19 protein-coding genes and 1 pseudogene are annotated in these 22,657 nt (G+C 63.4%); 12 read left to right on the top strand and 8 right to left on the bottom strand.

The window, feature by feature from the left end:
• Positions 1–1,245: ABC transporter transmembrane domain-containing protein (locus VG320_RS14665; RefSeq protein WP_327200827.1), on the bottom strand; the 1,245-nt coding region annotated here is incomplete at its 3' end.
• A gap of 385 nt (positions 1,246–1,630) precedes the next feature.
• Here VG320_RS14665 and VG320_RS14670 point away from each other — a divergent pair.
• From VG320_RS14670 to VG320_RS14705, 8 genes are all read left to right on the top strand, one after another.
• The gene (locus VG320_RS14670) at positions 1,631–2,326 is read left to right on the top strand and encodes a TetR/AcrR family transcriptional regulator (RefSeq protein WP_327200828.1); all 696 of its coding nucleotides are present in this window, start codon (positions 1,631–1,633) and stop codon (positions 2,324–2,326) included.
• Positions 2,327–2,769: 443 nt separating this feature from the next.
• A complete protein-coding gene (locus VG320_RS14675; protein WP_327200829.1) occupies positions 2,770–4,338 on the top strand; it encodes a peptide ABC transporter substrate-binding protein in 1,569 nt (522 codons plus the stop codon).
• A gap of 1 nt (position 4,339) precedes the next feature.
• On the top strand, positions 4,340–5,278 hold the full coding sequence (locus tag VG320_RS14680) for an ABC transporter permease subunit (protein ID WP_327200830.1): 939 nt from the start codon (positions 4,340–4,342) through the stop codon (positions 5,276–5,278).
• 15 nt (positions 5,279–5,293) lie between these two features.
• Entirely contained in the window at positions 5,294–6,175 is an 882-nt protein-coding gene (locus tag VG320_RS14685; protein WP_327200831.1) for an ABC transporter permease, read from the top strand.
• 1 nt (position 6,176) lies between these two features.
• Entirely contained in the window at positions 6,177–7,172 is a 996-nt protein-coding gene (locus tag VG320_RS14690; RefSeq protein WP_327200832.1) for an ABC transporter ATP-binding protein, read from the top strand.
• The gene (locus tag VG320_RS14695; protein WP_327200833.1) at positions 7,169–8,221 is read left to right on the top strand and encodes an oligopeptide/dipeptide ABC transporter ATP-binding protein; all 1,053 of its coding nucleotides are present in this window, start codon (positions 7,169–7,171) and stop codon (positions 8,219–8,221) included. Before VG320_RS14690 ends, VG320_RS14695 begins: the two co-directional genes overlap by 4 nt.
• A gap of 99 nt (positions 8,222–8,320) precedes the next feature.
• Positions 8,321–9,952, top strand: a complete 1,632-nt coding sequence (locus VG320_RS14700; RefSeq protein ID WP_327200834.1) for an OprD family outer membrane porin — start codon at positions 8,321–8,323, stop codon at positions 9,950–9,952.
• A gap of 96 nt (positions 9,953–10,048) precedes the next feature.
• Entirely contained in the window at positions 10,049–10,657 is a 609-nt protein-coding gene (locus VG320_RS14705; RefSeq protein ID WP_327200835.1) for a GIY-YIG nuclease family protein, read from the top strand.
• An 11-nt stretch (positions 10,658–10,668) separates the two neighbouring features.
• Here VG320_RS14705 and VG320_RS14710 read toward each other — a convergent pair whose 3' ends face one another.
• Positions 10,669–11,556 carry a LysR family transcriptional regulator gene (locus tag VG320_RS14710; protein WP_327200836.1) on the bottom strand — a complete coding sequence of 296 codons (888 nt, stop codon included), beginning with the start codon at positions 11,554–11,556 and terminating at the stop codon, positions 10,669–10,671.
• Positions 11,557–11,607: 51 nt separating this feature from the next.
• Here VG320_RS14710 and VG320_RS14715 point away from each other — a divergent pair, with 51 nt between their 5' ends.
• Complete coding sequence (locus VG320_RS14715; RefSeq protein WP_327200837.1) at positions 11,608–12,261, top strand: short chain dehydrogenase; 654 nt, start codon at positions 11,608–11,610, stop codon at positions 12,259–12,261.
• Between the two features lie 28 nt (positions 12,262–12,289).
• Here the strand turns inward: VG320_RS14715 and VG320_RS14720 are convergent, their stop codons facing one another.
• Positions 12,290–13,780: a SulP family inorganic anion transporter gene (locus VG320_RS14720; RefSeq protein WP_327200838.1), complete on the bottom strand. Its 1,491-nt coding sequence runs from the start codon at positions 13,778–13,780 to the stop codon at positions 12,290–12,292.
• Positions 13,781–14,138: 358 nt separating this feature from the next.
• On the opposite strand from VG320_RS14720, the gene VG320_RS14725 reads away from it, so the two are divergent.
• Positions 14,139–14,576 (top strand): carboxymuconolactone decarboxylase family protein, encoded by a 438-nt coding sequence (locus VG320_RS14725; protein WP_327200839.1) that lies wholly within the window; start codon positions 14,139–14,141, stop codon positions 14,574–14,576.
• A gap of 10 nt (positions 14,577–14,586) precedes the next feature.
• A complete protein-coding gene (locus VG320_RS14730; protein WP_414696047.1) occupies positions 14,587–15,027 on the top strand; it encodes a cupin domain-containing protein in 441 nt (146 codons plus the stop codon).
• A 43-nt stretch (positions 15,028–15,070) separates the two neighbouring features.
• Here the strand turns inward: VG320_RS14730 and VG320_RS14735 are convergent.
• Positions 15,071–15,952, bottom strand: a pseudogene (locus tag VG320_RS14735) (LysR family transcriptional regulator); the annotation flags it as partial.
• A gap of 168 nt (positions 15,953–16,120) precedes the next feature.
• Between VG320_RS14735 and VG320_RS14740 the strand changes: the two are divergent.
• On the top strand, positions 16,121–17,719 hold the full coding sequence (locus VG320_RS14740) for an MFS transporter (RefSeq protein ID WP_327200840.1): 1,599 nt from the start codon (positions 16,121–16,123) through the stop codon (positions 17,717–17,719).
• 15 nt (positions 17,720–17,734) lie between these two features.
• On the opposite strand, the gene sfnG is transcribed toward VG320_RS14740, so the two are convergent.
• From sfnG to VG320_RS14760, 4 genes are all read right to left on the bottom strand, one after another.
• A complete protein-coding gene (gene sfnG, locus VG320_RS14745) occupies positions 17,735–18,838 on the bottom strand; it encodes a dimethylsulfone monooxygenase SfnG (protein ID WP_327200841.1) in 1,104 nt (367 codons plus the stop codon).
• A gap of 104 nt (positions 18,839–18,942) precedes the next feature.
• Complete coding sequence (locus VG320_RS14750) at positions 18,943–19,572, bottom strand: histidine phosphatase family protein (RefSeq protein WP_327200842.1); 630 nt, start codon at positions 19,570–19,572, stop codon at positions 18,943–18,945.
• Between the two features lie 310 nt (positions 19,573–19,882).
• On the bottom strand, positions 19,883–20,836 hold the full coding sequence (locus VG320_RS14755) for a chemotaxis protein (RefSeq protein WP_167068506.1): 954 nt from the start codon (positions 20,834–20,836) through the stop codon (positions 19,883–19,885).
• Positions 20,837–21,015: 179 nt separating this feature from the next.
• Positions 21,016–22,623: a methyl-accepting chemotaxis protein gene (locus VG320_RS14760; protein WP_327200843.1), complete on the bottom strand. Its 1,608-nt coding sequence runs from the start codon at positions 22,621–22,623 to the stop codon at positions 21,016–21,018.
• Between the last annotated feature and the right edge of the window lie 34 nt (positions 22,624–22,657).

Here is a 22,657-nt window from a genome sequence, read left to right on the forward strand (position 1 = left end):
TACGCGTTGCGACATCATGTTGAAGGCAACCAGTTCGCCCACGGAGAGCCGCCCATCAATCACGAGCCGCGCACCGATAAACAGCGTGCCGAGCGTCACGAGCTTGCCAACCAGCTGAATGAGCTGCTGCCCGACATTGCCAAGCTGGTTCACACGAAAACCCGCGCTCACATACGCGGCCAGCTGTGTTTCCCAGCGGCGGATGAATTGCGGCTCGACCGCCATCGCCTTGACGGTCTCGACGCCCGACACCGATTCGACGAGAAACGACTGGTTATCCGCGCCGCGCGCAAACCTCTCGTTCAGGCGTGCACGAAACGCCGGCACCAGCAGCCCCGAAACCGCGCCATAAACCGGCAGCGACGCGACCACCAGCAGCGTGAGCCAGCCGCTGTAAATACACATCACGCCGATAAACACGAACGAAAACGCAATATCGATGACAGCGGTGAGCGCCTGGCCCGTGAGGAAATTGCGGATATTCTCAAGTTCGCGCACGCGCGCCACCGTGTCGCCAACACGGCGCGCGCCGAAATAACCCAGCGGCAGCGCCACCAGATGGCGGAACAGGCGCGCGCCCAGTTCCACGTCGATGCGGTTCGTCGTATGCGCGAACACGTAGTTGCGCAGACCCGTGAGCAGCACCTCGAACACCGACGCCACCAGCAGCGTGATACACACGACGTTCAGCGTGGAATACGTGCGATTGACGAGCACCTTGTCCATCACGACCTGGAACATCAGCGGCGAAACCAGGCCGAAGAGTTGCAGCACCAGCGATACACCCAGCGTTTCCAGCAGCAGCTCGCGGTAACGCACAATCGCCGGAATGAACCACGAGAAATCGAAGCGCGCGAGTTCACCCGCAAGCGAGGCGCGCGAGGCGAACAACAGCATCTGGCCGGCACTGCGCGCGAGCGTCTCGTCGAGCGGCCTGACGACGGGCGCTGCGCCACCTGCTTCGAGGATCAGCGCGGTCTTGCCGTCAGTCTTGGCGAGGATGAAATGTTTGCCTTCGCGGTCGAGCACGAGCGCGGGCAGCGGCGTGGTTTCCAGTTTCGCGGCGTCGAGCGTGACGATGCGCGACTTCAACCCAAGGCCACGCGCGGCGAGCACGAGATCCTTGTCGGTGAACGCTCCGGCGCCCGATGCAGCGGCGTGTTTGAGTTGCGCGGCGTCGGCTGCGATATTGTGAAAACGCGCGATCGTGACGAGTGCGGAAAGGCCGGGATCTTTCACAACCATTACTTCGTCATCCTGATTGACTATCATTCGATTGGAAAATTTTGAATTTCTTTGGCCTGACTCGTTGGACGCAACGTCAGTTGGAAAGTGTTAAATGATTGCCAAACGCGGCGAGAGGTTAATCGATCCCCAATAAAATAAAAACCCGACCTTGACCATAAATCGAGGAAAACAGTTACGTATTTGATTGAGGTTCTGATTAAGTCAAATTACGACAAAATCAGAAAGCGATTTGAAATCAATATCCGTCAGATGCAAAACGGCCGCGCTTTGCGGCTTCAAGGCCGATGCTCAATCAGCGTGTTAACATCCAGATACTTGAATCCAAACGGAATAGATGTCTGCGGCGCGCTGCTCCGCGAGAGCAATCGACTACCGAATCCGTATGACAGATCACGCGAACCCCAAGACCCCACCCCAACGGCGCCCCCGCGTCCCCCAGGCCGAGCGCATCGAGGCGACGCAGCGCAAGATCATCGAATCGGCCCAGCGTTTGCTGCGCGAAGAAGGCTTCAAGAGCGCCACGCTCCAGGCCATCGCGCGCGGCGCGAAGGTGTCGCTGGGCGCGCTCCAGCATCATTTCGAAAGCCGAGACGCGCTGATGGAGCGCCTCGTCAACGAGGCGCTGGCGCCGCTAGGCGGCCGAGACGGCGCTGGCGATGTCTGGCCTGACCCGGCCCTGCCGCTGCGCGAACGCGCGCAGTTCTTCGTGGAAAAGTCCTGGGCGCATATCTACGGCGCGACCAGCTATGTGACCGCCTGGAGCCTGTTCTTCGGCTGCAAGGCCACGCCGTCAATTTTCAACCGCATCGACACCAAGCGCACCGTCGAAGACGAACGTTTCTTCGGGATGTTCGTCGACGTGTTTCCCGAGCTGCGCGAGCATCATCCGTATCCTAGGGGCTTCGCGGCTTCGGTGTTCGCGACGCTGCGCGGCGCGGGCGTATTCGAACTGTTCGACATCCCGGTCGCCGAGCGGCACGAGGAGTTGCAGGCACTGGTGGAAACCATCGTTCGCGCCTGCCTGCCGGTCGCGAATACGAGCACAAACCGCCGCCGCAAGACGCGCGCCTCGGCCTGATTCCCTCCTCTCGCTCTACGAGCATGGAATCTGCATTGAAAAGTGCGGATTCCCGATTTGACCAAACGCAATGAATATCCACAGCGCGAAGCGTTTCGCCGTGCGCTGTGATACTGCGTTTTTTGCCCGTTCCTCCGCACCGCACGCCGGCTCAAAAATAAAGAATTCAAGATCAACGGTTTAGACCGGATAGCGAATTCAAGCCCTAAAAATCCCCATCTTTCTCCATCAGACGAATCCGATTTTCCCGGCGCTCTCCCCTCATTGACAAGGACTGGGAGCGATTCCAATAATCGCCCCCGTTCGCCCGATCAGGCGATTTCCAGCCGTCGCCATAAGCCGGAACGGCAAATAACATTTAATCAGGAGACCGTATGACGAAAATGTTGAAGCGGAAAACTACGCGTTTGTTGGAGTCCGCTGGATTGGCGTTATGCGTCGCAATGCACGCCGCGCCCTCCCAGGCCGTCACGATCCCCGCTGGCACGACCCTCGCCCCGAAACAGGAAATCACCCGCCAGTTGCTGGCCGAAATCGAATCGCTGGACCCGGCGCACATCGAATCGACCAGTGCGAACCTCGTCGGGCTTGACGTGTTTGAAGGTCTCGCACGTATCGACGCAGCCGGCAACGCGGTGCCGGGCGTTGCGGCCTCCTGGAAGCGCACCGCGCCCGACACCTGGGTCTTCTCGCTGCGGCACGACGCGAAATGGAGCAACGGCCATCCGGTCACCGCCGCCGATTTCGTCTATGCCTGGCAGCGCGTGGCCGATCCCAAAACGGCCTCGCCTTACACCGTCACCGTCGAGTTCGTCAAGAACGCCAAGGCCATTGTCGCCGGCAAGCAGCCGCTGTCGAGCCTGGGTGTGCGCGCCATCGACCCGTACACGCTCGAAGTGAAGACCGAGGCGCCAACGCCCTTCTTCCCCGAGCTCACCACCAATTCATCGCTTGCGCCCGTGGATCGCGCCACGGTGACAAAGTACGGCGCAAGCTGGACGCGCCCCGGCAATCTCGTGAGCAACGGGCCGTACATGCTGGCCGACTGGCGGCCCAACGACCGCATCGTGCTCGTGCGCAACCCGAACTACTGGAACAACGCTCATGTGGCTATCGCGCGCGTGACATGGATGCCGGTCGAAAGCGACGAAACGGCCATGCGCATGTTCCAGTCAGGCCAGATCGACATGACGTATCAGGTGCCGTCGGGCCAGTACCCGCAACTCGTCAAGACGTTCGGCAGCGAACTCAAGCCTGGCCTGCAGATTGGCACGTACTACTACGCGCTCAACAACACCGATCCGGCGCTGCGCGACGCACGCGTGCGACAGGCGCTCTCGATGGTGCTCGACCGCGATCTGCTGACCGGAAAGATCACGCAAAGCGGCGAGCGCCCCGTCTATGGTCTGATTGTCGACGGCACGAAAGGCGCGCAGCCGTTCACGCCCGAATGGGCCGCATGGCCGATGGCAAAGCGTGTAGAAACCGCGCGCGGGCTGCTGAAGGCTGCCGGCTATTCGGATGCAAAACCGCTCACCTTCACGATTACCTACAACACAAACGAACTGCACAAGAAGGTCGCACTGTTCGCTTCGAGCGAATGGCGCACGAAGCTCGGCGTGAACGCGAAGATGGAGAACCTCGAGTACAAAGTGCTGCTCAAGCAGCGTCACGACGGCGCATACCAGATCGCACGCGATGGCTGGTACGTTGACTACAACGACGCGATGTCGTATTTCGGCCTGATCCAGTGTGGCAGCCCGCAGAACGATCAGCGCTTCTGCAACCCCAAGGTCGACGATCAGGTTGCCCAGGCGAACCTCCAGACCGACGACGTCAAACGCCGCGACATGCTCACCCAGGCCTTCGCGCTCGCGATGCATGACTACCCGCTGCTGCCGCTCTACCAGTACTCGAATGCGCGTCTCGTGAAATCGTATGTGGGCGGCTATTCGCTCGCCAACAATATCGATCAGCGCGCCTCGCAAGACATGTACATCCTCAAGCACTGACATGCTCGCCTACATCCTGCGCCGCGTGGTCTGGGCCGTGCCTACCGTGCTTGCCGTCGTGACCGCCTGTTTCATGCTGCTGCATCTCACGCCGGGCGGTCCATTCGATACCGAAAGAGGCATGTCCGCCGCCGCGCTCGCCAATCTCAACGCGCGCTATCACCTGGGCGAACCGCTGTGGCAGCAGTATCTCGACTACCTGGGCGCGCTGCTGCACGGCGACCTGGGCCCGTCGTTCCGCTACGCCGACTGGTCCGTCAACGACCTCGTGAAAAAGACCCTGCCCGTGAGCCTCGGCGTTGGCGGCGTGTCGATTCCGCTTGCGGTGCTGTGCGGCGTCACGCTCGGCGCGGTGGCGGCCGTGCGGCGCAATAGTCTCGTCGATCATGCGGTGATGGTGCTCGGCAATCTCGGCAACGTGGTGCCGCCTTTCGTGCTCGGGCCGGTGCTCGTGCTGGTGTTCGCCGTGCTCCTCAAGACGCACGACGGCAACGGCTGGCTGCCTGCGGGCGGCTGGGGCGAAGGCGACTGGTCGCATCGCGTGCTGCCCATCGCGCTGCTCGTCATCATCAACATGGCCGCGATTGCGCGCGTGATGCGCGGCAGCCTGATCGAAGTGCTCGCGGGCAATTTCATCCGCACCGCCCGAGCCAAGGGCCTGCCCGCTCGCACCATCGTCCTGCGCCATGCACTGCGGCCCGCATTGATGCCGGTGGTCTCGCTGCTCGGGCCAGTGTGCATCTCGTCGATCACCGCCGCCGTGGTGACCGAATCGGTGTTCGCGCTGCCAGGCCTCGGGCAACTGGTCGTCAACGGCGCGGTCAATCGCGATTACACGCTGGTGCTTGGCCTCGTCGTTCTCACCACCGTCTGCGCCGTGCTGTTCAACCTCCTCGTCGATCTCGCCTATGCGTGGCTCGATCCGCGCATCCGCTACTGAAGCCATCGGACGCTTATGAAAACCCTTTCTACTGTGCCGCAGCGCGCTGCAACGGCACGGCGGGTGCCACCGGCGCTCGCGCGCTTCATGCGCCATCGCGCGGCGCTTGTGAGCTTCGTGCTCCTGGTGCTGATCGCGCTGGCCTGCTTCATCGGCCCGCTCCTGCTGCCCAATTCGCCCGCCGATAGCGACTGGAGCGCCATCGGCCTCGCGCCCACGCTGCAGGGCGCCCACTGGTTCGGCACCGACGAACTCGGGCGCGACCTGCTCGTGCGCACGCTGGTGGGTGGACGCGTTTCGCTCGAAGTCGGCTTGCTCGGCACGCTGGTTTCCACGCTCGTCGGCGTGGTGTACGGGGCAACTTCGGGCTTTCTAGGCGGGCGCACGGATGCCATCCTCATGCGCATCGTCGACATGATGTACGCGATTCCCTACATGCTGATCGCGATCCTGATGGTCACGCTGTTCGGCCGTGCATTTTCTCTCGTTGTCCTGACCATTAGCGCGTTCTCCTGGCTCGACATGGCGCGCGTGGTGCGCGGGCAAACGCTGTCGCTGCGCACGCGCGAGTTTGTCGATGCCGCACGCGCCATTGGTGTGCGGCCCGCCGCGATCATCGCACGTCATATCGTGCCGAACCTCGCGGGCATCGTCGCGATCTACGCGACTGTCACCGTGCCCAGCATCATCCTCACCGAATCGGTGCTTTCGTTCCTCGGCCTGGGCGTGCAGGAGCCCATGACAAGCTGGGGCGTGCTGATCCAGGACGGCGCGCAAAAGCTCGAAGCCATGCCGTGGCTGCTGCTCGGGCCCGCTGCGATGCTGTGCCTGACACTCTACTGCGTGAATTTCGTCGGCGACGGCCTGCGCGATGCGCTCGATCCCAAGGAGCGCTGACATGGCCTTGCTCGAAGTGAACAACCTCGGCGTGCGCTTCAGCCGCCGCGACGGCCCGAGCGTCAACGTGGTGCAGGACGTGTCGTTCGCGCTCGATGCGGGCGGCACGCTTGGCATCGTCGGCGAATCGGGCTCCGGCAAGAGTCAGACGGTGATGGCTTTGCTCGGGCTGCTGGCGTCGAACGGCGAAACGCTGGGCCGCGCGTACCTGCGCGGCGAAGATCTGCTCGCCATGAAACCCGCTGCGCTCAACCGCATTCGCGGCAACCGCATCGCGATGATCTTCCAGGACCCGATGACCTCGCTCAATCCGTTCCTGACGATCGAGCGGCAGATGACCGAGGCGCTGCAACAGCATCGCAACACCACGCGCCGCGAAGCGCGCAAGCGTGCGATCGAAGCGCTGGAGCGCGTGCGCATTCCCGATGCCGCGCGCCGCATCGGCATGTATCCGCATGAGTTCTCGGGCGGCATGCGCCAGCGCGTGCTGATCGCGGCGGCGCTGATGATGGAGCCCGACGTGCTGATCGCCGACGAACCCACCACCGCGCTCGACGTGACCGTGCAGGCGCAGATCCTGGCCTTGCTGCGCGAGATGAACCGCGAGCGCGGCACGGCGATCCTGCTCATCACGCACGACATGGGCGTAGTGGCCGAACTCTGCGACGACGTCATGGTGATGTATGCGGGCCGCGCCGTCGAAAAGGCCAGCGCCGCCGCACTGTTCGCGCAGCCGCAGCATCCGTACACCGCCGGTTTGCTGGGCGCACTACCGCGCCTCGATGCCCCCGTGGGCGCGCCGCTGCGCACGATCCCCGGCAATCCGCCCATGCCCGGCGGCAGCGACGCGGGTTGTGCGTTCGCACCGCGCTGTGCGTATGCGTCCGAGCGCTGCCGTACCGAACGGCCTGAGCTTCACTACGACGGCGCGCGCTCGCGTGCGTGTCATCTGCCAGTCGATATCGCGCTGCAAACCGCACCGGGAGTCTTTGTATGAGCGATATCACCATGTCCGTCGCGGACGACAAGACCACTACCTCACAAGCGGAAACGCTGTTGAGCGTGCGCGACCTGAGCGTGAATTTCCGCGTCGCGCGCGGTGGCTGGCCATGGCAGAGGGCCACGCTGCACGCCGTCAACGGCGTCTCATTCGATGTGAAGCGTGGCGAAACGCTGGGTCTCGTCGGCGAATCGGGTTGTGGCAAGTCCACGCTTGCACGCGCATTGGTCGGCCTCGCGCCCGTCGCCAAAGGAAGCGTGTGCTGGCGTGGCGAAGAAACCGTATCGGGCGCGCGTCGCCAGCTCGGCGCCCTGCGCCACGACGTGCAGATGATTTTTCAGGACCCGCTGGCCTCGCTCGATCCGCGCATGTCGATTGGCGAAATCGTCGCCGAACCGCTGCGCACGCATGCAGCGCATCTCGGCCGCAAGGAGATCGAACGTCGCGTGCTGACGATGCTCGAACGCGTCGGCCTCAACGCCCAGCATGCGGTGCGACGTGCGCATGAGTTCTCGGGCGGACAGTGCCAGCGCGTCGGCATCGCGCGGGCCTTGATCGGCGATCCGGGGCTGGTGATCTGCGATGAGCCCGTTTCCGCGCTCGACGTTTCGATCCAGGCGCAGATCGTCAATCTGCTGCGCGACCTGCAACGCGAGCGCTCGCTGGCGCTGCTGTTCGTGGCGCACGACCTCGCGGTGGTCAAGACCATCAGCCATCGCGTGATGGTGATGTATCTGGGACGCGTAATGGAAATTGGCGATTGCCATGCCGTCTATGACGGCGCGCGTCATCCCTACACGCGCGCGCTGCTCGACGCGGTGCCCGTGCCCGATCCAGCGCTTGCGCGCCTGCGTCGCGGCGCGCCGTTGAGCGGCGAAATCCCCTCGCCGCTCGATCCGCCGTCGGGCTGCGCGTTTCGCACGCGTTGCCCGCGCGCCTCGGATAGCTGCGCCGCACGCACGCCGCCTTTGCTACGCGCAAGCGAAGGCCAGTCGAACGCCGCCTGCTGGCACCCGTTTGAAAGCGGCGCGACACCTACTGCCTGATGCGTCCTCGTTCCACTTCTCGCATCGCGAGGACGCAACAAGACAGCCTGGCATTCCAAATCGACTGCCCGATTCTAACGACAACACAATCAGAGACCGATGATGAAGAACACACCAACCATCAGGAGACACGCCTGCGCGTTCGCCGCGCTGGCACTTGCTGCATCGCTGGGCGCCATGTCCGCGCACGCCGACGATGCGAATCCGGTTACCGCGCCAGGCGTGAGCGCAGCCACCGCCGCGAGCACGCCGGCATCGAACGCAACACGGCGCAAACACAAGAAAAAGTCGCGCAAGCCGAAGTCCCATGCGTCGTCGCAAAGCGCGTCGCCTGCCGTGAGCAATGTGCAACCGCGGCCGCCCGCGACCAGCGTGGACCGGCTGGTCGAGCCCAATGCGGCGGCAACGCTCTCCTCCGGGATGCCGGACACCAACCCCAGCACGAGCGTGCGCGCCGACAACCCGCCGCGCCCCGCATCGGCGCAGTCGGACCAGGCTGCGAGCAAAGGCTTTATCGGCGATAGTCATTTGATGCTCAATCTGCGTAATTACGCGGACGTGCAGGATGTCACGGGCGGCCCGCATCGCCACGCGTGGACGCAGGGCGCGATGCTCGATTACACCTCAGGCTTCACGCAGGGGCCTATCGGCTTCGGCGTGGATGCGTCGCTCTACGGCGCGTTCAAGTTTGACGGCGGCCAGGGTGCGGGCAATATGGTGCACGTCAGCAAGGATGGCGGCGGGCAGAACCAGTTCGCGTGGGCCTATCCCGGCCTCTGGGACGTGAAGGCGCGCGTGTCCGACACGGTCGTCAAATACGGCCTGCAGATGACCGCCGATAACCCGTTCTTCGAGCCACACGACAACCGCGCGCTGCCGCCGACTTTCCTCGGCGTGTCGGTGGTGAGCAAAGACGTTGCCAATACCGTGCTGCAGGGCGGCAGTTTCACCAAGGTGGACCCGCGCGGCCATACGAATCTGGTCGATCTCTCGACCTCCTATGGCGGCGTGAAGTTCAAACGCTTCAGCTATGTGGGCGGCAGTTGGGATTACAGCCCGAACGGCAACCTGTCGCTGTTCGCGAACCAGGCGGATAGCGTTTGGCGTCAGTACTACGGATCGGTGCAGCAAAGCATCGGCGATGTTTCGACGGTCAAATGGACCGGTTTCGCCAACGTCTACTCGACCCATAGTGTGGGCGGTGGCCTCGAAGGTCATATCAACAACAACGCGTATAGCGCGTCGCTGGCCGCGCAGCATGGCGCGCATTCGCTGCTTTTCGGCTATCAACAGATTCTCGGCGACCAGTTCTTCGATTATGTGAACGAGACCAACGGCATTTATCTCGTCAATTCGATGGACGTGGACTACAACGCGCCGCATGAAAAGTCGTTCCAGGTGCGTTATGGCTTCGACGGGCAATATGCAGGCTTGCCCGGTGCGAAGGCGATGCTCTGGTATGCGCTGGGTTGGGGCGCGGATGGCTCGGCGGGCGCGGCGGCGAACGGCCCCGGCAGCCAGCTTTATGGCCTCTACTGGAAGGACGGCCAGCCGGTGCACGGCTCGCATCACGAGTTCGGTTTTATCCCTTCGTACACGATCCAGAGCGGGCGCTTCAAGGATACGAAGGTCGCGTTCACGGCGATGTGGCATCACGGCTCGAAGTATTATTCGGACCCGAGCAATATGGAGTACCGCCTGCTGGTGGCGATGCCGTTGAAGCTGTTCTAAAAGTTAGTGAGGCGCTGCATAGAGGAGCGCCTCACCCCCCACTTTTCGGCTTTACGAATTAATCTGAATCGCAAATGGCGATAGGAACTACTGCAGATGGAATGGTGCATAGTTTATGTTCTGACCAATCCGGCCATGCCCGGCCTCGTGAAAATTGGCTTCACAGCTCAAGACGACGCCAATGCGCGTATCGGACAGCTCTACACTACTGGCGTGCCAGTGCCTTTCAAGCTGGAATTCGCGTGCAGAGTCCTAAACGCGGAAGAAGTCGAAAAGGCGTTACATCTCGCTTTTGCTCCCAACCGGATCAACCCTCGGCGTGAGTTTTTCCAGATCGATCCTGAACAAGCCGTAGCAATACTTCGACTGCTACACGTCGAGGAAACTACGCAGGAAGTGGAAAATCAGCCCTCACCGGTAGATCAGCAATCAAAGAACGCGGGCTTGCGTCTTAACGTACGAAGACCCAATCTCAACTTCGAACAGATGGGGATTCCGTTTGGCGCAGAGCTAAGATCGGTACAAACAGGCAACGTGGCAATCGTTGAAAGCGCCCGTACGGTTCTCTTCGACAACGAAGAAATGTCATTGACCGCGGCCACACGCAAAGACCTGGAACTCGAATATAGCGTAGCGCCTGGGCCACATTGGACATATGACGGCGTAAGGCTGCGCGAAATCTACAACGAAACGTACAGCACTTAGGACCATCGCGCTCACCCCAGCCACTCCCTCCCGCGCTCCTCCAGGAAACGCACGAAACTGCGTATCTTCGGCAACGGCTGCCGGTCCTGCCGATACAGCGCGTGCACCGGCCGCCCGGCCGGTGTCGCGTCGTCCAGCACGCTCACGAGGCGACCCGCCGCCAGATCGTCCGCCACGAGAATCGACGGCTGCAACAACAAGCCCGCGCCATGCAGCGCGGCCTCACGCAGCGCGAGGCCGTCGTTGCAGAGAAACGTCGTGTCCTCGGGCCAGCGGTTTTCTCCCGCCAGCCGCCAGCCATTGCGCCGGTCCCAGACCGAGTGCCCAAGGCACCGGTGCTGCGCCAACTCCTCAAGCGTGCGCGGCGTGCCATGCCGCACGAGATACGCAGGCGATGCGCAGATCGCCATGCGGTAGCGCCCGATCGGCCGCGCGACGAGGTTCAGGTCCGCATCCAGATCGCCGATGCGCACCGCCACATCAAAGCCCTCGTCGACGAGATCCACCACGCTATTGCTCAGATCGAGGTCGATACGCACCTGCGGATGCGCGTTCTGGTATTCGGCTGCAAGCGGTGCGATCACGCAGGCGCCCAGCGTCGTCGCCGCCGTGATGCGCAGGCGCCCACGCGGCTCGGCTCGCAGACTCTCCACCGAGGCTTCCGCCAGCGCCAGTTGCTCCAGCACCTTGCGGCTTTCCTCAAAGAAGCGCCGGCCCGCGTCGGTCAGGCTCTGCGCGCGCGTATTGCGCTGAAGCAGTTGCGCGCCCAGATGCGTCTCCAGTTGACGCACGTACTTGCCGACCATCACGGGGCTCAGATCGAGTTCGCGCGCGGCAGCGCTGAAACTGCCGCGCTCCACCGCACACACGAAGACTTCCATTGCGCGCAGCCTGTCCATGATTGCAAACCCAGAGTTTCAAGTGAGCAAAATTATCGTCTATTTATTCTCATGGGTGTCAGGCGCATAGTGACGCTTTCGCCATCCGATCATGGAGAGACGCAAATGAAGATCATCGTAGTGGGCGCCAGCGGCGCCGTCGGGCGTGCTGTCGTCGAGACGCTCAGCGAAGGCCATACCGTCGTGACCGTGGGCCGCAATAGCGGCGATTTGCGCGCCGATATCACGCGCGACGATAGCGTCGAGGCGCTGTTTCGCGAGGTCGGCAAGGTGGATGCGATCGTGTCGGCGGCGGGGCATCTGCACTTCGGCCCACTGGCGTCGATGACCACCGAACAATTCAATATCGGCCTGCAGGACAAGTTGCTCGGCCAGGTACGTCTCGCGCTGATCGGCCAGCGTTATCTGAACGACGGCGGCTCGATTACGCTGACAAGCGGCATCGTCGGCGAGGAGCCGATCGCCCAGGGCGTGAACGCCACGACCGTCAACGCAGCGCTGGAAGGCTTCGTACGCGCCGCCGCCACGGAGTTGCGCCGCGACCGCCGCATCAACGTAGTCAGCCCGACCGTGCTGACCGAGTCGCTGGACGCTTACGGCCCGTTCTTCCCCGGCTTTGAAAGCGTGAGCGCAAAGCGCGCGGCACTGGCGTATAAGCGCAGCGTCGAAGGCGTGCAGACCGGGCGCGTTTTCAAGGTCTATTGACTGTATTGAGTCGCGGGTTTGCTTAGGACTACGCTGAAACCCGCACCTCAACCTCGGCGCGCGCAAGCAGGCCGCTGCAACGCTCGGACAGATGCGCGAACGTGACGCGCTTGCCCGCGCGCTCGTAGCGCGCCTGCACCGCTTCTAGCGCCGCAATAGCCGAGTGATCGGCCACATGCAGATGCGCGCAATCCAGCCGCACCTGAGCCGGATCGCGCGCCGGATCGAACAGCGTCTGGAACTGCGCCGCCGATGCAAAAAACAGCGTGCCGCGCAGCGTATAGACGCGCTCGCCCGAAGGCTCGTCGCGCATCTCGCAGCGGAACTCGCGCGCGTGCTGCCACGCGAAATTCAGCGAGGCGATCACGATGCCGCACAGCACGGCGGTCGCCAGATCGGTGCAGACGGTGATGACGGTCACCGCGACGATCACGAGCGCATCGTTGCGCGGCACCTTGTGCAGCACGCGCAGCGAACCCCACGCAAAGGTCTGCCCCGCCACCACGAACATCACGCCCACCAGCGCCGCCAGCGGAATGCGCTCGATCAGCGGCGAGAGGCACAGGATAAACAGCAGGATCATCACGCCGCTCGTCACACCCGAAAGACGCCCGCGCCCGCCCGAACCCAGATTGATGACGGTCTGGCCGATCATTGCGCAGCCGCCCATCGCGCCGAACATCCCCGCCGCGATATTGGCTGCGCCCAGCGCCACGCATTCGCGATTGGGCTGACCGCGCGAGTTGGTCACATCGTCGGTGAGGTTGAGCGTGAGCAGCGTCTCCAGCAAGCCGACCAGCGACATCAGCACCGCATAAGGGAGCACGATGCGCAGCGTCTCCAGATTCATCGGCACGGCCGGCAGGCTGAACTCGGGCAGGCCGCCCGCAATGTGCGCCATGTCGCCGAGGGTGCGCGCGGGCAGATGCAGCAGCGCCGCCGCTGCGCCCACGCCGACGATCGCCACCAGCGCGGGCGGTACGGCTTTAGTCAGACGCGGCATGACGAACACAATCGCCATCGTCAGCGCGACGAGGCCCACCATCAGCACGAGCGCCTGACCGTGCATCCACTCCATGCCATGCGGGCCGGGCGCCTTGAAATGCTCGAACTGGGCGCGCGCGATGATGATCGCGAGTCCGTTGACGAAGCCGAGCATCACCGGATGCGGCACCATGCGGATCAGCTTGCCCAGTCGCAGCGCGCCGAACAGGATCATCAAGAGGCCGCCCAGCACGACCGTCGCAAACAGGTATTGCGCGCCGTGCTGCACCACCAGCGCGACGATCACCACCGCCATCGAACCGGCCGCGCCGGAAATCATGCCGGGCCGCCCGCCAAACAGCGCGGTGATGGTGCAGATGAAGACGGCGCCGTAGAGGCCCATCAGCGGATTCAGGTGCGCGACCAGCGCGAAGGCGATGCATTCGGGCACGAGCGCGAATGACGAGGTGATGCCGGCGAGCAGTTCGCTGCGCAGCGTAGAGAAGCGGCTCATGCCGGAACGGGCGGATTCCATGGTGCGAGTCGATGGGCAAATGAGTGTCGAAAACGCGGCTCGCGAAGAGAGGCAACCGCAGGGGCGTTGGCCTTGCAGCAGGGCAAACCGGGAATCGACGGGGAAAAGGCGGCGCGAACGGCATCGGCGATGCGAGCGCGGCCTGGACGGACGAAAGCGCGGATTCTACCGGATTCCCGCTCCCCGCGCCGCGCACCTTACAGGGCCAGAAGCTTGTTGCGGGCGGAAAGTACATCAAAAGCGGTCGAAAAGTGGCTACCTCAAATAGCCGTAGAGTGGTCATTTGGCATAGCCGCATCTGCGCCTACTATGCATTCCATCGCGCCACCCGGCGCACTCACCGCCCCAAGGAACCATCATGCAACAGCGTCTGGACTTCTACCGCGCCAACCCGCCCGCCATCAAGGCTCTGCTCGCCCTCGAAGAACGCATCGAGAAAAGCAGCATCGAAAAGCCGCTGGCCGAACTCGTGCGCCTGCGCGCCTCGCAGATCAACGGCTGCGCTTACTGCGTGGACATGCATGTGAGCGATGCGCGCAAGGGCGGCGAAACCGAGCGCCGTCTCGCAACCGTAGTGGTCTGGCGCGAAACGCCTTTCTTCACGGAACGCGAACGCGCCGCGCTGGCCTGGACCGAAGCGCTCACGCTGGTCTCGCAGGATCACGTGCCCGACGCCGTATGGGAAGCCGTGCAGCCGCATTTCAGCGAAGCAGAACTCGTCGACCTGACGCTGCTCATCAACGCGATCAATAGCTGGAATCGCTTCGCGATCGCCTTCCGCAAGCTGCCCGCTTAAGGAGCACGCCATGACGCTACGCTCGACACTCGTGCGGGCCGCCGTGGCGGCCTGCAGCATGGCCGCGTTATGTGGCGCGGGCCACGCACTGGCACACGATATGGACGACCCGGCAGCCGCTGGCGAGAAAATCGCCCCCGTGCTCAAGCAGGCAATTCCCGAGGCGCCCGGCAAGAACGTGCTGATCGCCACCGTGACGTTCGCGCCAGGGCAGAATTCCGAGCCGCATATGCATCCGGGTTCGATCTTCGCGTATGTGACGCAAGGCCATATCGAATCGCAGCTAGAAGGCTCGCCCGCCCGCGTCTACGGCCCCGGCGAAGCGTGGTACGAGCCGCCCGGCGCGCATCACATCCTCGCGCGCAACGCCAGCAAGACGGAGCCGGCGCAGATCCTCGTATTCGCCATCGCAGGCGAGCACGATCCGATCAAGAAGCCGCTGCCGCATTGAGCGCGGCGGTGTTCAGGGCGCGCGCCTCCTGAGCGCGCGCCGCCTCGAACAGCCTCACGCACATGAAATCGACGAAAGCGCGCAGCCGTGGCGACGGATGGCGGCTGGACGGCCAGACAATCGAAAACTGGCCGACGCTCGTTGCGTACGCATCGAGTACGCTTTCGATCGTGCCGTCCGCCAGCGCGTCGCGCACGAGAAAGTCCGGCATATAGCCGATGCCGAAGCCCGCCACCACCGACTGCATCAGCGCTTCCATGTTGTTGCAGACGAGCGTGCTGCGCAGGGTGGGCAGCGCCTCGCCGTGCGTCGCGAGTTCCCAAAGCTGCAGTTTGCCGGTATCCGGAAAGCGATAGCGCACGCACGCGTGGGCAGCGAGATCGGCGAGCGTGCGCGGCGTGCCCGCTCGCGCCAGATAATCGGGCGAGGCGCACAAGACATGGCGAAACGGCCCAAGACGCCGCGCCACGAGGCTCGAATCGCTTAACGCGCCGCTGCGGATCACGGCGTCGAAGCCGCCCTCGATCACATCCACCATGCGGTCGTTGAAGTCGAGATCGAGTTCGATCTCGGGATAGCGCGCGGCGAAGTCCGGCAGCGCGGGCAGCAGGAAGCGATAGCCGATCGCAGGCAGACTCACGCGCAAGCACCCGCGCGGCGTCTGCGCGGACTGGGTGAGCACGGCCTGGGCATCGCTCAGTTCCGCGAGAATATGACTGCAGCGCTCGTAGAACAGCCGCCCTTCCGCGGTGAGCGCGATCTTGCGCGTGGTGCGGTGAAAGAGCCGCACGCCCAGCGACGCCTCCAGCTTCGCAATGGCCTTGCCGACCGCCGACGCCGATATGCCCAGCGAGCGCCCCGCCGCCACGAAGCTCAGCGCCTGCGCGACGCGCACGAAGGCAACGATTGCGTTGAGATTGTCCATATCCGCTATTTTCGCTGTCGATCCGGGAATTCGATTCCGCAATGTTCGGAGCGCCAGCCTGTTTTTCAGGCGGCGCATCGGCATTATCGTTCGTCGCTTCAGGGGCGCGCTTGCTGCGCGCCACGTTCATCGGCGCGGGCGTTTGTTCCTGCGTCCCCAGGAGTCACGATGGATCGTTCCGAAATCGACGCAAGCCGCCCCATCCACCATAGCGATTCAGACACACGACGCCGCTTCGCCATTCTCGCAGCCGTCTGTGTGGCGGCGCTGGCGCTGCCGCTCGCGTTTTCCGGCGGCGCGGTGGCCACGCCCGCGATCGGCCGCGCGCTGGGTGGCCTGGGCGCCGCAGAAAAACTCGCCGATCCCACCGCGCTGAACTGGATCACCAATGCCTTCATGCTGAGCTTTGGCAGCCTGTTGATGGCGGCGGGCGCGCTAGCCGATCTGTATGGCCGCAAGCGCGTGTTCATCTGCGGACTCGCTGGCTTCGTGCTGTGTTCGCTGGCGCTCGCCTGCGCGCCCACGTTGCTCGCCGTCGATCTGTTGCGTGCGGCGCAAGGGGCGGCAGCGGCCGCCGCGCTCGCAGGCGGCACGGCGGCGCTCGCGCAGGAGTTCGAAGGCCATGCACGCACGCGGGCCTTCGGCGCGCTCGGCGCGACCTTCGGTCTGGGCCTGGCGTTCGGCCCGCTGATCGCCGGGGTGTTGATCGAATACGCGAGCTGGCGCGCGATCTTCCTGAGCGGCGCCCTCGCCTGCACGCTTTCGCTCGTGTTCGGCACGCGCTATCTGCGCGAATCGCGCGACCCGCACGCGCGCGGCATCGACTGGCCAGGCACACTCACTTTCACGCTTGCGCTATCGAGCTTCACCTTCGGCGTAATCGAGGCACCCGTGCATGGCTGGACCAGTGCGCTCGTGCTCGCATTGCTTGCCGCGAGCGCGGCGCTTGCCTGCGCCTTCGTCGTGGTGGAAACGCGCAACGCGCGGCCCATGCTCGATCTCTCGCTGTTTCGCTATCCGCGTTTCGTAGGCGTGCAAGTGCTGCCGATCGCCACCTGCTACTGCTATATCGTGCTGCTCGTGGTGCTGCCGCTGCGCATGATCGGCGTGGACGGGCTGCGCGAAATCGATGCGGGCTTTCTCATGGTCGCGCTCTCCGCGCCGATGCTGGTGGTGCCTTTCGTGGCTGCGCTGCTCACACGCTGGTTGTCGATGGGTGTGGTGTGCGCGGCGGGTCTGGTGCTGGCCGCTGCTGGTCTGCTGTGGCTTGCCGTGGCGCTGCGCGCTGGGCCTTACGCGGCGATCGCGCCGCTTGTGGTGATCGGCATCGGCGCGGCTCTGCCCTGGGGCTTGATGGATGGTTTATCGGTTAGCGTCGTGCCGAAAGAGCGCGCGGGCATGGCTACGGGTATCTTCAGCACGACGCGCGTGGCAGGCGAAGGCGTGGCGCTCGCCACCGTCAACGCCGTGCTGGCCGCGCTCACAGCCACGCATCTGGCGCAGCGCGTGCCCGGCGATCACGCCACACTCGCCGAAGCCGCCGCGCGGCTCGCAAGCGGCGATCTGGCACAGGCCGCGGCGTGGCTACCCGTTGCGGGCGCAACAACCTTGCAGCACGCCTATGCAGATGCGTTCGGCACCGTGTTGCAGGGGCTCGCGGCAATCACTTTGTTGTGCGCAGTCATCGTGCTGATGTTTCTCGGCGCGCGCTCGCAAGCTGGCGACGTGAAGCGCGATGTGCTGGCGCAGGAACGCCAGCGTGCATAAACGGCCCGTGAGGACTTAGGCCGGTTGCGCTTCGCGCTCGCGCTCCAGTTCGCGCACGAGCGGCAACACCTTTTTGCCGAAATATTCGACTTCCTCGATGAAATGCAGGAAGCCCGCCAGCACCAGATCGACGCCGATCGCCTTGAGCGCGACGATGCGCTGCGCGATCTGCAAAGGCGTGCCGATCAGGTTCGTGCGGAAGCCGTCGTTGTACTGCACGAGATCCTCGAAGGTGGACTTCGCCCAGTTGCCCTCGCCTTCGGGCGAGGCCTTGCCCGCTTCCTTCGCGGCGTGGCCGAACGCCTGCACGGCTTCCACATGCGCGTTGCGCACGATGTCGTCGAGTACGGCGCGCGCTTCTTCCTCGGTATCGCGCGCGATCACAAAGGCATTCACGCCGATGCGCACCTTGTGGTTGTTCTGCGCCGCCTTGGCGCGGATATCGTCGATCTGCGCCTTGAGATTTTCAACCGTGTTGCCATTCGTAAAGTACCAGTCGGACACGCTCGCGGCATTGTCGCGAGCGGCGCGCGAACTCCCGCCCTGAAAGATCTCCGGATGCGGTTTTTGCAGCGGCTTCGGGCTGAGCGTGTAATTGTTGAAGCGGTAGAAATCGCCCTTGAACGTGAAATCGTCCTCGGTCCAGATGCCACGAATCGCGCGGATAAATTCATTCGAGCGGCGATAACGCTCATCGTGCTCAAGCCACGGCTCGCCAATCGATGTGAATTCATCCTTGAACCAGCCGCTTACCACGTTAATGGCGATGCGTCCGTTCGAAATATGGTCGATGGTCGCAAGCTGCTTCGCCACCACGGCCGGATGCCACGGTCCCGGCAGAATTGCGGCAATCACCTTGAGTTTTTCGGTGGCATGCAACAATGCCTGGCTGAACGAAACAGATTCGTGCTGATACTGCGCGCCATAGCCGGCAGTGAAGCGGATCTGGCTAAGCGCGTAGTCGAAGCCCGCGGCCTCGGCGGTGCGCGCGAGCTTCTGGTTGTATTCGAGGCTCCAGTCGGTGCGCTGCTCGATCTTGCTCACGACGAGTCCGCCGCTCACATTGGGCACCCAGTAGGCGAACTTGATGTCGTCGGCGGCAGGGGCGTTCTGGCTCATGGTCGTGTTCCGTGGAAAGTGGCAATCACACCATCTTTCGGGATTTACACGCCGCGCTGAACGATTTTGTTCTGCTATGAAAAGTTCGATTGTTGCTATTGAACTTACTCGCAGCCTTCCGGTTTGGCATTCCAGCGGCGAATCGCGCGGCTTTCGCGGTCGAAGCCCAGAATGCTCACTGACGCCGTATCAAGGTAGAGATGCGCGCCCAGCGCCGCCGAATCGCCGATCCAGCAGCCCGCCAGCACGCGCAGAAAATGCGCATGCGAAAACACGGCGATGCGGCCGCCCTCGCCCGACTCATCGCCCAGCATCGTCAGCAGGCCATCGACCACGCCGCGTGCACGCGTTTCGATCTGCGCGAGATTTTCGCCTTCCGGGATCGCCGAATGCCACACGCTCCAGTCGGGCTCGGTCTGACGAATATCCGCGGTCTTGCGCCCTTCGTAGACGCCGTAATTCCACTCGTGCAGATCGGCCGAAATTTTCACGCGATCGCCCAGTCCGGCCAGCTTGCAGGTGTCGATAGCGCGCGACATGGGGCTGGCGAGCACCGCGTCGAAGTGTTGCGCAGCGAGCGGTTTGGCCAGCGCGCGCGCCTGCTCGCGGCCACGATCCGTGAGGCCGATATCCGTGCGGCCCGTGTGCTGCCCGCTGCGACTCCATTCGGTTTCGCCGTGGCGGATCAGCCAGACTTCGCGGGATGCGGGATGCGCTTTCGATTCTGCGGACATTGGGTTGGCTCCGTGATTGGCGTCGCCACGCGAAAGCATGACGTAAGGCCCGAGGACATCCGGTGACGTCAACAAGGGGGCACCCATTTTAAGGCAGCCACGCGCGCGCTGCGCCTGACTCTGACACTTTCAACAGACGAAAAAAACCGGCCATAAGGCCGGTGCGGAGCGGTTCCGGGGCTATGCTGCACGCGCCCGGAACCCGAGAGAACCGTTTTTGTTCTTGATAGCGTGTGGTTTTAGTTATTGATTCAGCGTGCCCATGCGGGTGCTGATTGGTGTACTCAAGCGGTGTACTCAAGCGTTGTACTCAAGCGGCCAGTGCCTTGCGGATCGCAGCGGACAATTCCGCCGGCGCGAACTTCGTCACATAGCCGTTGGCGCCGGCATTGCGCGCATGCGTTTCATTCGCCGCGCCCGTGAGCGAGGAGTGAATGATGACGGGAATATGTTTCAGACGCGCGTCGGCCTTGATCTTGCGCGTGAGCATGAAGCCGTCCATTTCCGGCATTTCGAGGTCGGTGATGACGAGCGAAATCTTTTCGCGCACCGGCACGTTCTCATTCGCAGCTTCTTCGGCAATCTTGAGCAGCATCTGCCACGCCATTTCGCCGTTCGACGCGATCACGTGCGGCGCGTCGAGTGCCGTGAGCGCCTGACCCAGCAGCGCGCGCGCGAAACCCGAATCGTCAGCGGCCAGAATACGGCCGCCTTCCGTGCGCAGCGCGTCGCCCACCGCTTCCGGCTTGACGTCCTCGTGCTGCTCGGGGAACACATCGCGCATGACCTGCTCGACGTCGAGCACCTGCGCGAGCCGCGTCTTGCCCTCGCCCGCGTCGATACGCGCAATACCCGTCACGTAACCCGAGGTGCCGCTCGATTCCGCGCTCAGCACTTCCTTCCATTCGAGGCGGATGATGTCCTCCACCTCGTCCACCGCAAATGCCTGTGTACCGCGCGAAAACTCGGTAATCAGCAAAATCGGCGGACGCTTGTCCGACGGCGAGCCGATCAGCGAAGCAATATCGATCACGGGAATGATCTGCCCACGAATATCCACGGCGCCTACCAGATGGGCGGGCGAACCGGCAATCGGCGTGACTTCGGGCATCGTGACGATCTCGCGGATCTTGAACACGTTGATGCCATACAAACCGCGCCCAGCGCCCGGACGCGCCTCGCCCAGACGAAACAGCAGGAGTTCTAAGCGGTTGTTGCTGGTCAGCGTGGTGCGTTCGTCAACGCCTGGTTGCATCGTCTTCATGAATTTTGTCTGATGAATTGCGTTGTCTTACGCTCTGGGGCGAGTTTGAAAGCTGCGCGATCCGTCCCCGTTCGCTGAACCTTTGCTTCGCGCGCGATTTCATACCTGCCTCAGTCCTGATATCGGCAAAGCGCGGCGAAGCTTGAACGGGGCCTACCCTGGTTGCATTTAAACCGGCTTCAAACGTAGGCTGGCCGGGCCTGCTGCGCGGGCGGCGCGACCGCGAAGGCCTGGCGCGCTGCCTGTGCGAAGCTGAACACGCCCACCGCGCGCTTGAGCGTATCCGCCTGTTGTTCGAGCGATTGTGCGGCGGCGGCGGCCTCCTCAACGAGCGCGGCGTTCTGCTGGGTGACTTCGTCCATCTGCGTGACGGCCTGGCTGACCTGTTCGATCCCTTTGCTCTGTTCCTCCGAAGCGGAGGAGATTTCGGAGACGATGTCCGAGACGCGCTTGATCGCCTCGCGCACCTGCCCCATCGCGTCGCTCCCCCGTCCAGCCTGCTGCGCACCGCCTTCGATCATCGTCACCGACGAGGTGATGAGTTCCTTGATTTCGCGCGCCGCCGTGGCCGAGCGCTGCGCGAGGCTGCGCACTTCGCTCGCAACCACGGCGAAGCCGCGGCCCTGCTCGCCCGCGCGGGCTGCCTCGACCGCCGCGTTGAGCGCAAGAATATTGGTCTGGAATGCGATGCCTTCGATCACGCCCGTGATTTCCGAAATCTTGTGCGAGCTGCCGCTGATCTGCTGGATCGTGCCGACCATTTCGCGCACCGCCGCGTCGCCGCCGCTGGCCAGATTGTTGGCGTCGCCCGCGAGACCATTGGCCGCGCGCGCGTTGTCGGCATTCTGCTTCACGGTTTCGGTGATTTCGGTCATGCTCGCCGCCGTTTGCTCCAGCGACGCGGCCTGCTCTTCAGTGCGCGCCGAAAGATCGAGGTTGCCGGCGGCGATTTCACGTGCCGCCAGTGCCACGGATTCGGTCGAATGCTGGATGCCGCGCACGATGCCCGCCAGTTGCCCGTCCATGCGCTTGAGCGCACGCAGCAGTTCGCCGAATTCACCGCCCGCACTCGCGTCGATCTCGCTTTCCAGGCAGCCGTTCGCGATCGTATTGGCCACGCCGATTGCACCGTTGAGCGGGCGCATGATGACGCGCAGCAGGAACACCGACGCCGCGAAAGCAACCGCCAGACCCGCCAGGATCAGCACGACGGCCACGATCAACGCCGTGTGCGCGTGACGTTCCGAATCGGCGGAAAACTCCCGGGCTTCATCGTCATTGACGGCGATGTCCTGATTCACGAGGTCGAGCAGGTTTTGCGCGAGCGCCGCGTGCTCGACTTCGAGTTGCTGGCCACCGTCGAAATCGCCCGCATTGAAGCGCTGCAGGCTCTGGCTCGCTGAATCGCGGAACGGTCCCATCGCCGCGTCGATCTTGTCTGCGATGGCGCGTTCGTTGGCGTTACTCACGCGCGCCGGATAATAGTCGGCCCACGCTTTGGCCAGTTGTACGAGATCCTGGTCTGCCGCCTGAGCCGCCGCGCGGGTCTTCTGCGGATCGCGGCCCAATGCGATGCGGCTCAGTTGCAGCCGCGAATCGATCGCCCAGGCGCGCACGTCTCCCAGATCGCGAATCGGCACGACCGTGCCGGAATATTCATCGAGTACGGTTTGATTCAGTCCTGAAATTGTCGATGCGCTATATGCGCCGATGAGCGCGATGATGGCGACGCAAAGCGCCATCGCCGCGATGATCTTGAAGCGTATCGTCTGCAGCAAACCGTTCATGTTCCTCGCCCTGGGTTCCTTACCTCGTGTTTCT

The sequence above is a fragment of the Paraburkholderia sp. genome (genome assembly GCF_035948235.1).
Lineage (GTDB): Bacteria > Pseudomonadota > Gammaproteobacteria > Burkholderiales > Burkholderiaceae > Paraburkholderia.